At 70.7% G+C, this 12,618-nt stretch carries 13 protein-coding genes; 6 read left to right on the plus strand and 7 right to left on the minus strand.

Features of this window, described 5'->3' with window-relative positions; genetic code table 11:
- Positions 1 to 182 precede the first annotated feature (182 nt).
- The 3 genes from EWV39_RS13965 (at position 183) to EWV39_RS07175 (ending at position 1,964) form a co-directional block, all read left to right on the plus strand.
- Complete coding sequence (locus tag EWV39_RS13965; RefSeq protein ID WP_202864903.1) at positions 183 to 692, plus strand: DUF3099 domain-containing protein; 510 nt, start codon at positions 183 to 185, stop codon at positions 690 to 692.
- Positions 693 to 694: 2 nt separating this feature from the next.
- Positions 695 to 928 carry a uroporphyrinogen-III synthase gene (locus tag EWV39_RS07170; protein WP_129658175.1) on the plus strand — a complete coding sequence of 78 codons (234 nt, stop codon included), beginning with the start codon at positions 695 to 697 and terminating at the stop codon, positions 926 to 928.
- A gap of 70 nt (positions 929 to 998) precedes the next feature.
- The gene (locus EWV39_RS07175) at positions 999 to 1,964 is read left to right on the plus strand and encodes an SURF1 family cytochrome oxidase biogenesis protein (RefSeq protein ID WP_238148154.1); all 966 of its coding nucleotides are present in this window, start codon (positions 999 to 1,001) and stop codon (positions 1,962 to 1,964) included.
- 234 nt (positions 1,965 to 2,198) lie between these two features.
- Here EWV39_RS07175 and EWV39_RS07180 read toward each other — a convergent pair whose 3' ends face one another.
- The 6 genes from EWV39_RS07180 to EWV39_RS07205 all read right to left on the minus strand — a co-directional run bounded on the left by EWV39_RS07180 (position 2,199) and on the right by EWV39_RS07205 (position 8,623).
- Complete coding sequence (locus EWV39_RS07180) at positions 2,199 to 3,797, minus strand: ABC-F family ATP-binding cassette domain-containing protein (protein WP_129658179.1); 1,599 nt, start codon at positions 3,795 to 3,797, stop codon at positions 2,199 to 2,201.
- A 115-nt stretch (positions 3,798 to 3,912) separates the two neighbouring features.
- Positions 3,913 to 4,251 (minus strand): metal-sulfur cluster assembly factor, encoded by a 339-nt coding sequence (locus EWV39_RS07185; RefSeq protein WP_129658181.1) that lies wholly within the window; start codon positions 4,249 to 4,251, stop codon positions 3,913 to 3,915.
- Positions 4,248 to 5,012, minus strand: a complete 765-nt coding sequence (gene sufC / locus EWV39_RS07190; RefSeq protein WP_129658183.1) for a Fe-S cluster assembly ATPase SufC — start codon at positions 5,010 to 5,012, stop codon at positions 4,248 to 4,250. Before sufC ends, EWV39_RS07185 begins: the two co-directional genes overlap by 4 nt.
- Before the next feature lie 52 nt (positions 5,013 to 5,064).
- Positions 5,065 to 6,378, minus strand: coding sequence for a Fe-S cluster assembly protein SufD (gene sufD / locus EWV39_RS07195; protein ID WP_238148156.1), 1,314 nt, complete (start codon positions 6,376 to 6,378; stop codon positions 5,065 to 5,067).
- Positions 6,379 to 6,381: 3 nt separating this feature from the next.
- Positions 6,382 to 7,839, minus strand: coding sequence for a Fe-S cluster assembly protein SufB (sufB, locus tag EWV39_RS07200; RefSeq protein WP_129658185.1), 1,458 nt, complete (start codon positions 7,837 to 7,839; stop codon positions 6,382 to 6,384).
- On the minus strand, positions 7,832 to 8,623 hold the full coding sequence (locus tag EWV39_RS07205) for a helix-turn-helix transcriptional regulator (RefSeq protein ID WP_420329948.1): 792 nt from the start codon (positions 8,621 to 8,623) through the stop codon (positions 7,832 to 7,834). Before EWV39_RS07205 ends, sufB begins: the two co-directional genes overlap by 8 nt.
- Before the next feature lie 100 nt (positions 8,624 to 8,723).
- On the opposite strand from EWV39_RS07205, the gene EWV39_RS07210 reads away from it, so the two are divergent.
- The 3 genes from EWV39_RS07210 (at position 8,724) to EWV39_RS07220 (ending at position 11,686) form a co-directional block, all read left to right on the plus strand.
- The gene (locus EWV39_RS07210) at positions 8,724 to 9,722 is read left to right on the plus strand and encodes an ABC transporter ATP-binding protein (RefSeq protein ID WP_420329949.1); all 999 of its coding nucleotides are present in this window, start codon (positions 8,724 to 8,726) and stop codon (positions 9,720 to 9,722) included.
- Positions 9,719 to 10,516 carry an ABC transporter permease gene (locus EWV39_RS07215; RefSeq protein WP_129658189.1) on the plus strand — a complete coding sequence of 266 codons (798 nt, stop codon included), beginning with the start codon at positions 9,719 to 9,721 and terminating at the stop codon, positions 10,514 to 10,516. Before EWV39_RS07210 ends, EWV39_RS07215 begins: the two co-directional genes overlap by 4 nt.
- Before the next feature lie 87 nt (positions 10,517 to 10,603).
- Positions 10,604 to 11,686, plus strand: coding sequence for a COX15/CtaA family protein (locus EWV39_RS07220; RefSeq protein ID WP_129658191.1), 1,083 nt, complete (start codon positions 10,604 to 10,606; stop codon positions 11,684 to 11,686).
- A gap of 24 nt (positions 11,687 to 11,710) precedes the next feature.
- On the opposite strand, the gene EWV39_RS07225 is transcribed toward EWV39_RS07220, so the two are convergent.
- A complete protein-coding gene (locus EWV39_RS07225) occupies positions 11,711 to 12,613 on the minus strand; it encodes a dihydrodipicolinate synthase family protein (RefSeq protein ID WP_129658193.1) in 903 nt (300 codons plus the stop codon).
- Between the last annotated feature and the right edge of the window lie 5 nt (positions 12,614 to 12,618).

Raw genomic sequence — 12,618 nt, forward strand, 5'->3', positions numbered from 1 at the left:
TCCACTGTTGCGGCATTCAGTGGCCATCCTATCGGTCTCCCCAGACCCTGCCCGCGCGCCGTCCGCGGCCGGACCGCGAAGGATCCTCGTCCAGGGGGCGCGCAGAGGAACCCGAAGTGGGATAATGGAATGCTGAGTCAGGTCCCCCCGGGGCCTGCGCACGATCCCAGGAGGTGACCGGCATGGCCCGATCGCGGCACAACGGGCCCGAAGAGCCCGAGGAGGTCCACTCCATCACCACCGCGCACGGAGCCCACAGCCAGGACGTCGACGCCCGGATGAAGCGGTACGCGTTCCAGATGGGGCTGCGCATCGTCTGCCTCATCGTGGCGGTCCTGGTGGACGGCTGGCTGCGCTGGGTCGCGGTGGCCGGCGTCGCGATCCTCCCCTGGGTCGCCGTGGTGCTGGCCAACGGCAGCGACCGCGCCGAGGTCAGGGGCGCCGACTACCTGCCTGAGCAGACCCCGCCGCAGCTGGGCGCCGGCCCCGCCGAGGACGCAGGGGCGCAGACCCGGACGAGCGGGACGGAGCAGGCGGGCGACGCCGGCTCCCCCGGCCCGGACGCCCAGGACGCGGACGACGTCCCCGGCGCGGAGGACGACGTCATCGAGGGCGAGTTCCGCCCGGGCCACCTCCACGACGATCACGAGGATGAGAGCGGCGGGCGACGGCCCGGCGGAGAGGAGCGCTGAGCATGGACCTGACGGATCTGCTGGGAGAGCGCGAGGCCGAGCGCCCCGTCTGCTCCCGCCGGGGGTGCACCGCCGAGGGACTGCACAGGATCGAGTGGAACAATCCCAAGGTGCACACCCCCGAGCGCCGCAAGGTCTGGCTCGCCTGCGACGAGCACCGGGACTGGCTCGCCGACTTCCTCAAGGCCCGGGGGTTCCTCAAGCGCGTCGTCCCGATCGGGGACGAGGCCCCCTAGCACCGTCCCGGCCCCACGCCCCACCGACTCCCGCAGCCGCGGAGAAAGCGCCCACGTGTACAGATTCCTCTTGACCGGCAAATGGATCGGCGCCTTCCTCCTGTGCGTCCTGTTCTCCCTCCTGTGCGTCTACCTGGCGGGCTGGCAGATGGACCGCAAGGAGGCGATGGACTACACCAACAGCCGGATCGCGGAGAACTACGAGGCGGCCCCGGAGACCTTCGCCGAGGCGGGCGGGAACTTCGAGCGGATGGACCCGGACCTGCAGTGGCAGCCGGTGGAGATGACGGGCAGCTACCACCCGGAGGACGAGGCCCTGGTCCGCAACCGGCCGCACAACGGCCAGGTCGGCTTCGAGGTGCTCGTCCCCTTCACCACCGAGGAGGGGCAGACGGTGATCCTCGACCGCGGCTGGATGCCCACCGGGGACAACAACACCGCCCCGGCCCAGGAGGTCCCCGCGCCGCCGGAGGGGACCGTCACCGTGACCGCGCGGCTGCACGCCCCGGAGGACTCCACCGGACGGCAGTCCCCCGACGGCCAGCTGCCCTCGATCGACCTGACCGACTACGCGCAGCGGCTGGACTACCCGGTGCAGCAGGGCGCCTACGGCATCATGGCCTCGGAGGATCCCTCCCCCGCCCAGACCCCGCAGGCCCTGGCCGCGCCCGAGCAGGACGCCGGCCCCAACCTCTCCTACTCCCTGCAGTGGTACGCCTTCGCCGTGCTGATCTACGTGGCCTACGGCTGGTGCGCGCGGCAGAAGGTCCGCAACGACCGCCTGGACGCGCAGCTGGCGGCCGAGCTGGAGGAGTACTACGGCGCCTTCTACGACGAGCAGGGCCGGTACATCGGCGAGGACGACGAGGCGGTGGTGCGCCGCCGCATGGAGATGATCGACGACATGCCGCGGCACATGAAGGCCATCGTCCGCCCCAAGCCCGCCAGGAAGCGGCGCGGGGTCACGGACGAGGAGGCCGAGGACGCGGACCTCGACGCCCTCGCCGAGGCGGAGGCGCCCCGCCGGAGCCGCTGAGGCGGGCAGGCCGGGAACGGCCTAGCCCGCCGGGGAATGCGAGAGGGTGGGTCCGGCGCCGCCGGGAAGGTGCTCTCCTCCGCCCCTGCTGAGCCGTCCAGCCCGTCGTCGCCCGGGTGCTGTCCCGCCCTTCGTCATCGGGATGACCGTCCTCCCGGCGTCGCCGGACGAACAGGGGCCGCCCCGGGACCCCTGAGGGCCGGGACGGCCCCGCCCTGCCGTGAGCCGAGGGGATCAGGCGAGCGTGATGAGGTCCTGGTACTCCTTCGACCACATGTCCTCGAGGGCGTCCGGCAGCATGAGCACGCGCTCGGGCTGCAGGGCCTCCACGGCGCCGACGTCGTGGGAGACCATCACGATGGCCCCCTCGTAGGTCTTCAGCGCGTTGAGGATCTCCTCGCGGCTGGCCGGGTCCAGGTTGTTGGTGGGCTCGTCGAGCAGCAGCACGTTGGCGCTGGAGGCCACCAGGGTGGCCAGGGCCAGCCGGGTCTTCTCGCCGCCGGAGAGCACCCCGGCGGGCTTGGCGACGTCGTCCCCGGAGAACAGGAAGGAGCCGAGGATCGTGCGGACCTGGGTGTCCTGCAGGTCCGGGGCGGCCGTGCGCATGTTCTCCAGGACGCTGCGGTCCTTGTCCAGCGTGTCGTGCTCCTGGGCGAAGTAGCCGAGCTTGAGGCCGTGCCCCGGCTCGACCTGCCCCGAGTCCGGCTGAGCCACGCCCGCGAGCATCCGCAGCAGCGTGGTCTTGCCGGCGCCGTTGAGGCCCAGCACGACGACGCGCGATCCCTTGTCAATCGCCAGGTCGACGTCGTTGAAGATCTCCAGCGAGCCGTAGGACTTCGAGAGCCCGCTGGCCCGCAGCGGCGTCCTGCCGCAGGCGGCCGGCGCCGGGAAGCGGATGGCCGCGACCCGGTCCTTGACCTGCTCCGGCTCGACCTCGCGCATCAGCCGCTCGGCCCGCTTGATCATCTGCTGCGCGGCGACGGCCTTGGTGGCCTTGGCCCGCATCTTGTTGGCCTGGTCCATGAGCGCGCCGGCCTTCTTCTCGGCGTTGGCGCGCTCCCGCTTGCGGCGCTGCTCGTCCTGGTCGCGCTGCTGCAGGTAGTGCTTCCAGTCCATGTTGTAGACGTCCACGGCGCAGCGGTTCGCGTCGAGGTACAGGACCTTGTTGACCACCAGCTCCATCAGCTCGACGTCGTGGCTGATCACCAGGATGCCGCCGCGGTAGTTCTTGAGGAACTCCCGCAGCCACTCCACCGAGTCGGCGTCGAGGTGGTTGGTGGGCTCGTCCAGCAGCATCAGGTCCGCGTCGGAGAACAGGATGCGGGCGAGCTCGACGCGGCGGCGCTGGCCGCCGGACAGCGTCGAGAGGGGCTGGGAGAGGACGCGCTCCGGGAGGTCGAGGTTGTGCGTGATGGTCGCGGCCTCTGACTCGGCGGCGTAGCCTCCGCCGCTCATGAACTCGGCCTCCAGCCGGTCGTAGGAGCGCATGGCCTTGGCGCGCACGGCGTCGTCCTCGCTGGCCATGTCCTCCTGCGCCTTGCGCATCCGGCTCACGACGCCGGAGAGGCCGCGGGCGGAGAAGATCCGGTCGCGGGCCAGTTGGCTCATGTCCTCGACCTTGGGGTCCTGCGGCAGGTAGCCGATGCTCCCGGTCCGGGAGACCTCCCCCGAGGCCGGCAGGCTCTCACCGGCCAGGACCTTGGTCATGGTGGTCTTGCCGGCACCGTTGCGGCCCACGAGGCCGATCTTGTCACCCGTGGAGATGCGGAAGCTGACCTCGTCCATCAGCAGGCGGGCGCCCGCCCGCAGTTCGAGGTTTGAAACGGTAATCACGGGAGCGTGCTCGACCTTTCGACGAAGAATGGAATGGGTGTGTGACGGGCGGAACCGATCAAGGGGCCGGACCCACGGCGTGTGGTCCCGGCCCCTTGAATCGTCGCGTCTCGTCCTAGATGTTGAACCCGAGGGCGCGCATCTGGTCGCGACCGTCCTCGGTGATTCTCTCAGGACCCCACGGCGGCATCCAAACCCAGTTGACGTGCCACTCGTCGACCAGCGCGTCGATGTTCTGGGCCACCTGCTCCTCGATGACGTCCTGGAGCGGGCACGCGGCCGTGGTCAGGGTCATGTCCATGACCAGGGATCCGTCCTCGTCCCAGCGGGTGCCGTAGAGCAGGCCCAGGTCCACGATGTTGACGCCGAGCTCCGGGTCGATCACGTTGGCCAGGGCGTCCTCGATCTCCTGGGTGGAGGGACGGCTCTGGGGTGCGGCGGTCTGCTCGCTCATGCGGCGGCCCCCTTCAGGTAGTTGACGTAGCCCTCCTCCTCCAGTCGATCCGCCAGCTCGGCGCCGCCCTGGTCGGCGACCTTGCCGTCGACGAAGACGTGCACGAAGTCCGGCTTGATGTAGCGGAGGATGCGGGTGTAGTGGGTGATGAGCATGACGCCCATCTCGTTGCCCTGGTGGGCGCGGTTCACGCCCTCGGAGACGACCTGCAGGGCGTCGATGTCCAGGCCCGAGTCGGTCTCGTCGAGGATGGCGAACTTCGGGCGCAGCAGCTCGAGCTGGAGGATCTCGTGGCGCTTCTTCTCGCCGCCGGAGAAGCCCTCGTTGACGTTGCGGGAGACGAAGTCCGGGTCGATCTTCAGCTCGCCCATCGCGTTCTTGACGTCCTTGGTCCAGGTGCGCAGGGCCGGGGCCTCGCCGTCGATGGCGGTCTTGGCCGAGCGCAGGAAGTTGGACATCGTGACGCCGGGGATCTCGACCGGGTACTGCATGGCCAGGAAGAGCCCGGCGCGGGCCCGCTCGTCGACCGACATCGCGGTGACGTCCTCGCCGTCCAGCAGGATCTCGCCCGAGTCGACCTGGTACTTCGGGTGCCCCGCGACGGTCGAGGCCAGGGTCGACTTGCCGGAGCCGTTGGGGCCCATGATCGCGTGGATCTCGCCGGAGTTGATGGTCAGGTTGACGCCCTTGAGGATGGGCTTGGTGTTCTCGTCGTCCAGGATGACGGAGACGTGGAGGTCCTTGATTTCAAGAGTGGACAATGAATTCTCCTCGTGGGAAGTGAAGGGTGTGGGGATGCGGTGACGCAGGTGGTCAGTTGTCGCTGAGAGCGAGCTCGGCCTCGAAGGCCTCCATGAGGGACTCCTCGAGCTCGGGCACGCGGATCTGCTGCACGATCTCGTTGAGGAAGCCCCGGACCACCAGGCGGCGCGCCTGCTTCTCCGGGATGCCGCGGGCCATCAGGTACCACAGGTGCTCGTCGTCCATCTGGCCGGTGGTCGAGGCGTGCCCGGCGCCCTCGATGACGCCGGTCTCGATCTCCAGGTTGGGCACCGAGTCGGCGCGGGCGCCGTCGGTCAGCACGAGGTTCTGGTTCTTCTCGTAGCTGTCGGTGCCCTCCGCCTCCTTCTGGATCAGCACGTCGCCGACCCAGACGGTCCGTGCGCCCTCGCCCTGCAGGGCGCCCTTGTACAGGACGTTGGAGGTGTTGCGCGGGGCGTTGTGGTCGACGAAGGAGCGGTGCTCCAGGTGCTGGCCCGAGTCGGCGTAGTACAGGCCGAACATCTGGGCGCTGCCGCCCTCGTCCGCGTAGCGGACGTTGGAGTTCAGCCGGACGATGCGGCCGCCCAGGGTCACGGCGATGTGCTTGTAGCTGGCGTCCTTGCCGACCTCGGCGTCGTGCTGGCCGACGTGCACCGCGTCCTCGTCCCAGCGCTGCAGCGAGATGAGCGTCAGCGTCGCGCCCTCGCGGACCAGGGTCTCGACGTTGCCGTTGTGCAGCGAGGAGCCGGTGTGCTCGATCACCACGGTGGTGTGCGAGTTGGCGCCGGCCTCGATCACCAGGTGGCTGTTGGAGCGCCGCTCGGCGTCGCGGCCGGCGATCCGCACGGTGACGGGCTCGCGGCGCTCGGCGTTCTCGGGGATCCGCACGTAGCGCGCCGGACCGGCGTTGGCCGAGCCGACGACGGCGGCCCGGTCGGCCGGGCGCAGCACCGTGTCGCGGGGCTCCTGGCCGTCGGCGAGGGTGCCGGCGTCCCAGCCCTCGGGGACGTCGAGGGTGTACTCCGCCGCGGGGTCGCCCTCGCGGTCCTCGCTCGCGACGTCCTCGAAGACCCGCTGGAGCTGCTTCACCGGGCTGAACCGCCACTCCTCCTCGCGGCCCGTGGGCAGCGAGAAGTCGGCGACGTCGAAGCTCCAGGGCCGCTCGGCGCGCGAGTGCATGACCTGCGAGTCGGAACCGGCGTTCGCCGATCGGCGGGCCCGGATGGTGTCGTCGGTCGCCAGGTCCGGGGAGAGCTTCTCGCCCTCCTGGTCCATGCCGGGGATCGCGGGACGCGACTCCCCGACGACGACGCCGTCCACCTTCTCCGAGGCCTCGGTCTTCTCCGCTTTTATCTGATCAGTCATGTTCTAGCCTACGGATCCTTCCATCTGGAGTTCGATAAGACGGTTCAGCTCGAGCGCGTACTCCATGGGCAGCTCGCGCGCGATGGGCTCCACGAACCCGCGCACGATCATGGCCATCGCCTCGTCCTCGGGCAGGCCGCGCTGCATCAGGTAGAACAGCTGCTCCTCCGAGACGCGCGAGACGGTCGCCTCGTGGCCGAGGGTCACCTCGTCCTCGCGGATGTCGATGTACGGGTACGTGTCCGATCGCGAGATCGTGTCCACCAGCAGCGCGTCGCACACCACGTTGTTCTTGGAGTGCTTGGCGCCCTCGCGGATCTGCACCAGACCGCGGTACGCGGCCCGGCCGCCGCCGCGGGCGACCGACTTGGAGACGATCGAGCTGGAGGTGTTGGGGGCGATGTGCACCATCTTGGAGCCGGTGTCCTGGTGCTGGCCCTCGCCGGCGAAGGCGATGGACAGGGTCTCACCCTTGGCGTGCTCGCCGACCATGTACACGGCCGGGTACTTCTGGGTCACCTTGGAGCCGATGTTGCCGTCGATCCACTCCATGGTGGCGCCCTCGTGGGCGATCGCGCGCTTGGTCACCAGGTTGTACACGTTGTTCGACCAGTTCTGGATGGTCGTGTAGCGCACCCGGGCGTTCTTCTTCGCGATGATCTCGACGACGGCCGAGTGCAGCGAGTCCGACTTGTAGATCGGCGCGGTGCAGCCCTCGATGTAGTGGACGTAGGAGTCCTCGTCGGCGATGATCAGCGTCCGCTCGAACTGGCCCATGTTCTCGGTGTTGATCCGGAAGTAGGCCTGCAGAGGGATCTCCACGTGCACCCCCGGCGGGACGTACACGAAGGAGCCGCCCGACCACACGGCGGTGTTCAGCGCGGCGAACTTGTTGTCGCCCACCGGGATCACGGTGCCGAAGTACTCCTCGAAGAACTCGGGGTGCTCCTTCAGCGCGGTGTCCGTGTCCATGAAGATGACGCCCTGGGCCTCCAGGTCCTCGCGGATCTGGTGGTAGACGACCTCGGACTCGTACTGGGCGGCGACGCCGGCGACCAGGCGGTTGCGCTCGGCCTCGGGGATGCCCAGCTTCTCGTAGGTGTCCCGGATCTCCTCGGGGAGGTCCTCCCAGGTCTCCGCCTGCTTCTCGGTGGAGCGGACGAAGTACTTGATGTTGTCGAAGTCGATCCCGGAGAGATCGGCGCCCCAGTTGGGCATGGGCTTGCGGTCGAAGAACTTCAGCGCCTTGAGGCGGAGGTTCAGCATCCACTCGGGCTCGTCCTTCTTGCCGGAGATGTCGCGGACGACGTCCTCGCTCAGGCCGCGCTGGGCCGCCTTGCCGGCCTCGTCGGAGTCGTACCAGCCGTACTGGTAGTGGCCGATGCCCTCGAGCTCCGGGTTCCTCTCCAAGATGTCGGTGATGACGTTACCGTCGGCTGTGCGCTCAACTTGTTCAGTCATGGGACCTTTCCTTGCTGATGGGCGCTCCTCGGTGAGAAGCGTGGTTTTGCTGCTTCCCGCGTGCCAACGGGATGTGTGTGGTGCAGACGTGGGCGCCCCCGGCCATGGTGGACAGGCGCCGGACGTCGACTCCCAGGAGGGAGGCGATCATCCGGGTCTCCTGCTCGCAGAACTGGGGGAACTGCGCCGCCAGATCGCGGACGGGGCAGTGCCCCTGGCAGAACTGGATGCTGGAGAGCAGGTGCTCCGGGAGCTCGACCGTCTTGGCCGCCTCCCCCATGGCCATCACCGAGGTGCTGGCGACGAAGCCGTCCCTGGTCATGGCCCCGGCCAGCGCCCGGGTCCTGTCCGCGATGTCGGAGCCCGCGGCGTCGACGATCGGACGGTAGCGGCGCTCCATCTCCTCGAACCGGCGTCGTGCGAACTCCTCCAGGGCCTCGTCGCCGAGGGCCTCGCGCAGGGCGCTGAGCGACTCGACGGCGATGTCCAGGTAGTCGTTGCCCAGCTGGGCGTGCCCCTGGGGCGCGATGACGTAGCGGCGCGCCGGCCGCCCCGCCCCCGCTCCCTGCTTGCGGACGAGGGTCACCTCGATGAGCTGGTCCCTCTCCAGGGCCTCCAGGTGCCGCCTGATGGCGGCGGGAGTGAGGCTCAGGGCGCTGCCCAGGTCAGCGGCGGAGACCGGACCGTGAGCAAGAACACCCTGGAGGACCCGGTCCCGGGTCCTCTCCTCGGCGTCGGCTGCGCCCCGCGCCGGGGCGCTCTGTTCTTGGGCTATTTGCTTCACGGAATACACAACTGAAGTATGTCCTAATTTATTCCCCCTTCGCCACTAAGGGGAGCCTTGCCCCGGGGCATCCCGGGGCGTTCCCGCGTAGACTGTGACGGTGCCACAACTGGGAGACGAGTACGAGAACGAGCCGGACGCGCCGGAACCCGCCCTGCTGATCCGCGACCTGCGCAAGGACTTCACGGCCGGACGCCGCCGCGACCGGCGGCGCGGCCCCGTCCGCGCGGTGGATGGCATCAGTCTACGCGCCGAGTTCGGCCATGTCACCGCTCTGCTGGGTGCCAACGGAGCCGGCAAGACGACGACGCTGGCCTGCGCCCAGGGGCTCGAGCGGCCCAGCTCCGGGCTCGTGCGGCTGCTCGGCCGCGACCCCTGGCGGGCCGGTCCCGACCTGCGGGCCAGGGTCGGCATCATGCTCCAGGACGGCGGCCTCCCCCAGGCCATCCGGCCGGTGCCGCTGCTGCGGCACGTGGCCTCCATGTACCGGCGTCCTGCGGACGTGGACGCCCTGGTCCAGCGCCTGGGCATCGACGATTTCGACAGGACCTCGATCCGCCGGCTCTCCGGCGGCCAGCGCCAGCGCGTGGCCCTCGCGGCCGCCCTGGTCGGCCGGCCCCGGGTGCTCTTCCTCGACGAGCCCTCCGCGGGACTGGACCCCCACTCCCGCCGCGTGGTGTTCGAGCTGATCCAGGAGGTGCGCGCCGCCGGCACCTGCATCGTACTCACCACCCACCTCATGGACGACGCCGAGCGCCTCGCCGACTACGTGTACATCGTCGAGGGCGGCCGGAACGTGCTGGAGGGCCGCGTCGAGGAGCTGCTGACGGCAGGCCAGCGGGCCCGCACCCTGCGCTTCACCACCGGCGAGCCGGGCCTGGCGCTGACCGACCTGCTGCCCGAGGGCCTGCGCGCCTCCCTGCAGCTGCGGGAGCGCCAGAGCGGCTCCTACGAGCTGACCGGCCCCTTGGACATCTCCCACCTCGACCACCTGACCTCCCGGTGGAGCCGCCGCGGCATCACGCCCTCCAGCCTCGAGCTGCAGCCGCGCAACCTGGAGGACCTCTTCCTCGAGATCTCCGAAAGGAGCAGCCGATGAGCGCCATCGCCCCCCTCCTCGCCGATCCCGCGGCACGGGAGGACGGGCCCGCCCCCGGGGTGCGCCGCGTCCTCGCCCAGGGCGTCTTCGAGACGCTCGCGATGCTGCGCAACGGCGAACAGCTCATGCTGCTGGTCCTGTTCCCGCTGATGGCCCTGCTGGGGCTCGCCTTCACCAGCTTCCTCGACCCGTGGGCCGCGCAGTACGGCGTCTCCCGGGTCGACGTCGCCATGCCGGGCGTGCTCGCCCTCTGCGCGCTGTCCACCGCCCTGTCGGGCCAGGGCATCGCCACCGGGTTCGACCGCCGCTACGGCGTGCTGCGCTTCCTCTCCACCACGCCCCTGGGGCGCGGCGGGCTCATCCTCGGCAAGGCGCTGGCGGTGCTGGTGATCGTGGTGCTGCAGTACCTCGTGATGGGGGCCGCGGGTGCGCTGCTCGGGTGGAGCCCCGGCGTCGTCGGCGTCCTGCTCTCCCTGCCGGCCCTGCTGCTGGGGGTCGCCGCCTTCACCGCGCTGGGACTGCTGGTGGCCGGCACGATCCGGGCGGAGGCCACCCTCGCGGTGGTGAACACCCTCTGGATCGTGCTCGCGGCCGTGGGCGGCTCCCTCCTGCCCGCCCACGCCCTGCCCGGAGCAGGGACCTGGCTGGTGGAGGCGCTTCCCTCCGGGGCCCTGGGCGCGGCGCTGCGGGCCGGGATCCTCGAGCACCAGCTCTCGCTCCCCCACTGCGCCGTGCTCGCCGTCTGGGCCGTGCTGCTGGGGCTCGCCGCCAGGCGGTACTTCAAGTGGTCATGACCACGCCGGGCCCGCTGTGCGTTTCTGCTGCGGAGCACGGATAATGGGACGGGACCCCCGCGCCGCGATCAACGCAAGGAAGCCAGCATGACCTCGTCCAGAACAGAGCGATCCCCCCGGAGCACCCCCGAGGAGGGACGTCCCGCCGGAGCCTGGGGGCGGCTCTGGCTCCGCCTCGCCCCGACGCAGATCAACGGCTGGGTGCGCGCGATGGCGCTGGCCACCGTGCTGGCCAACATCACCCTGATCCTGACCGGCGGCGCCGTGCGCCTCACGCAGTCCGGCCTGGGCTGCCCGACCTGGCCCCGCTGCACCGACGCCTCCTGGAGCAACGTCCCGGAGATGGGCATCCACGGGTACATCGAGTTCGGCAACCGGCTGCTGACCTTCGTCCTGACGGTGGTCGCGGTGCTGACCTGGCTGGCCGTCGTGCGGATCCGGGCGCGCCAGCGCGACCTCTTCGTCCTGGCCACCATCCTGGCGCTGGGCATCCCGGTCCAGGCGGTCGTCGGCGGGATCTCCGTGCACATGGAGCTCAACCCGTGGGTGGTCGGCATCCACTTCATCCTCTCCGGGATCATGATCGCGCTGGGCTCCATCCTGTACTCGCGGGCCCGCCGGTACTCCCTCGAGCGCGTCCGGGAGGCCGAGCGCCTGCATGCCGTCGACGCCGCCGACCCGCTGATGCGCCGGCTCGGGATCATCGCCCTCGCGATCGCCGCCTTCGCCGTCTACATGGGCACGCTCGTGACCGGCACCGGCCCCCACTCCGGCGACGCGGAGAGCGCGCGCCACGCCTTCGACGCCGTCCTGGTCACCCGCATGCACTCGGTGCCGGTCTGGATCCTGCTGATCGTCATCGCCGCGATCCTCGTGCTGCGCGCCCGGCGCGGCTGGGCCCCCGGCGTCGCCCGCTCGGCATGGCTGCTCGTGGCGGTCATGGCCTACCAGGGCGTGGTGGGGTACACGCAGTACTTCAACGGGCTGCCGGGCTGGCTGGTCGAGCTGCACCTGCTGGGCGCCGGGCTGACCATCTGGGCCGCCGCCGCGCTGTTCGACCGGATGACGGTGCTGGGCACCTCCGCGCTGCGCGAGCGGGCGATCCAGCGGGTCAGCGCACCGGTGGACCGGGAGCTGATCGAGGAGGGCGGGCCGGCGGAGAGCGCCTAGGGGCTCCCCTCCGGGGCGCCGGTCTCAGAGGTCGGCCGCCCACCGGACCATCGCGACGGCGGAGGCCAGCGCCTCGACGTCCTCGCGGGCCACCGGCGCCAGCGGCCGCCGGGGCGGGGCGGTGGCCACACCGGTCTCCCGCGCCAGCGCGTGCAGCCCGGAGATCGGGCGGGCGCGCAACACCGCCTTGTTCAGGCCCGCCAGCGCCGTCCGCAGGCGCTCGACCTCGGGCCCGCCCTTCGCGCCGCCGGCGACGGCGAAGACCCGCGCGAACTCCCGCGGGAAGAAGGCGATGAGCCCCGAGTGCCAGGCGTCGGCGGGGCAGGCCTCCTCCAGCATCAGCCGCGCGCTCGAGAGCCCGTGGGCGAGCTCGTGGGCGCGGCGCTCGGCGAGGTAGCCGCGGCGCCGCTCGAAGGCGGCCCGGTCGGCGGCGGTGTCCTTGAAGGCGACCACCGTCTCCAGCTCGGCCAGGTCCGCGGCGAGCTCCACGGGCAGGTCGAAGCCCGTCGTCGTCGGGTTGTTGTAGACGCACAGGGGCAGCGACGTGGACTGGACCAGCGTCTCGACCTGGTCGGCGACCTCGGCGCTGGTCAGCGGGATGTAGGAGAGGGCGTTGAGGACGTAGCCGTCCGCGCCCGCGTTCTCCGCGTCCCAGGCCAGCCGCTGGACCTCGGCGGTGGTCATCGCGGAGATGCCGGCCCCGACCGGCACGCCGGTCCCCTGGGCCGCGGCCACGGCGGTCTCCACGACCTCGCGGCGCTCCTCGCGGCTGAGGTAGGCGAAGCTCCCCGAGGTCCCGAGCACGACGACGCCGTCGGGCCCCGCCTCGCAGAGCTGGGCCACGTGCGAGAACAGCTCGGCATGGTCCACGGCCCCGCCGCTGCGCAGCGGGGTGATCGGATAGGCCAGGACGCCGCGGAAGTCCATCCGCG

It is taken from the genome of Rothia halotolerans (assembly GCF_004136635.1).
GTDB classification, from domain to species: domain Bacteria; phylum Actinomycetota; class Actinomycetes; order Actinomycetales; family Micrococcaceae; genus Rothia; species Rothia halotolerans.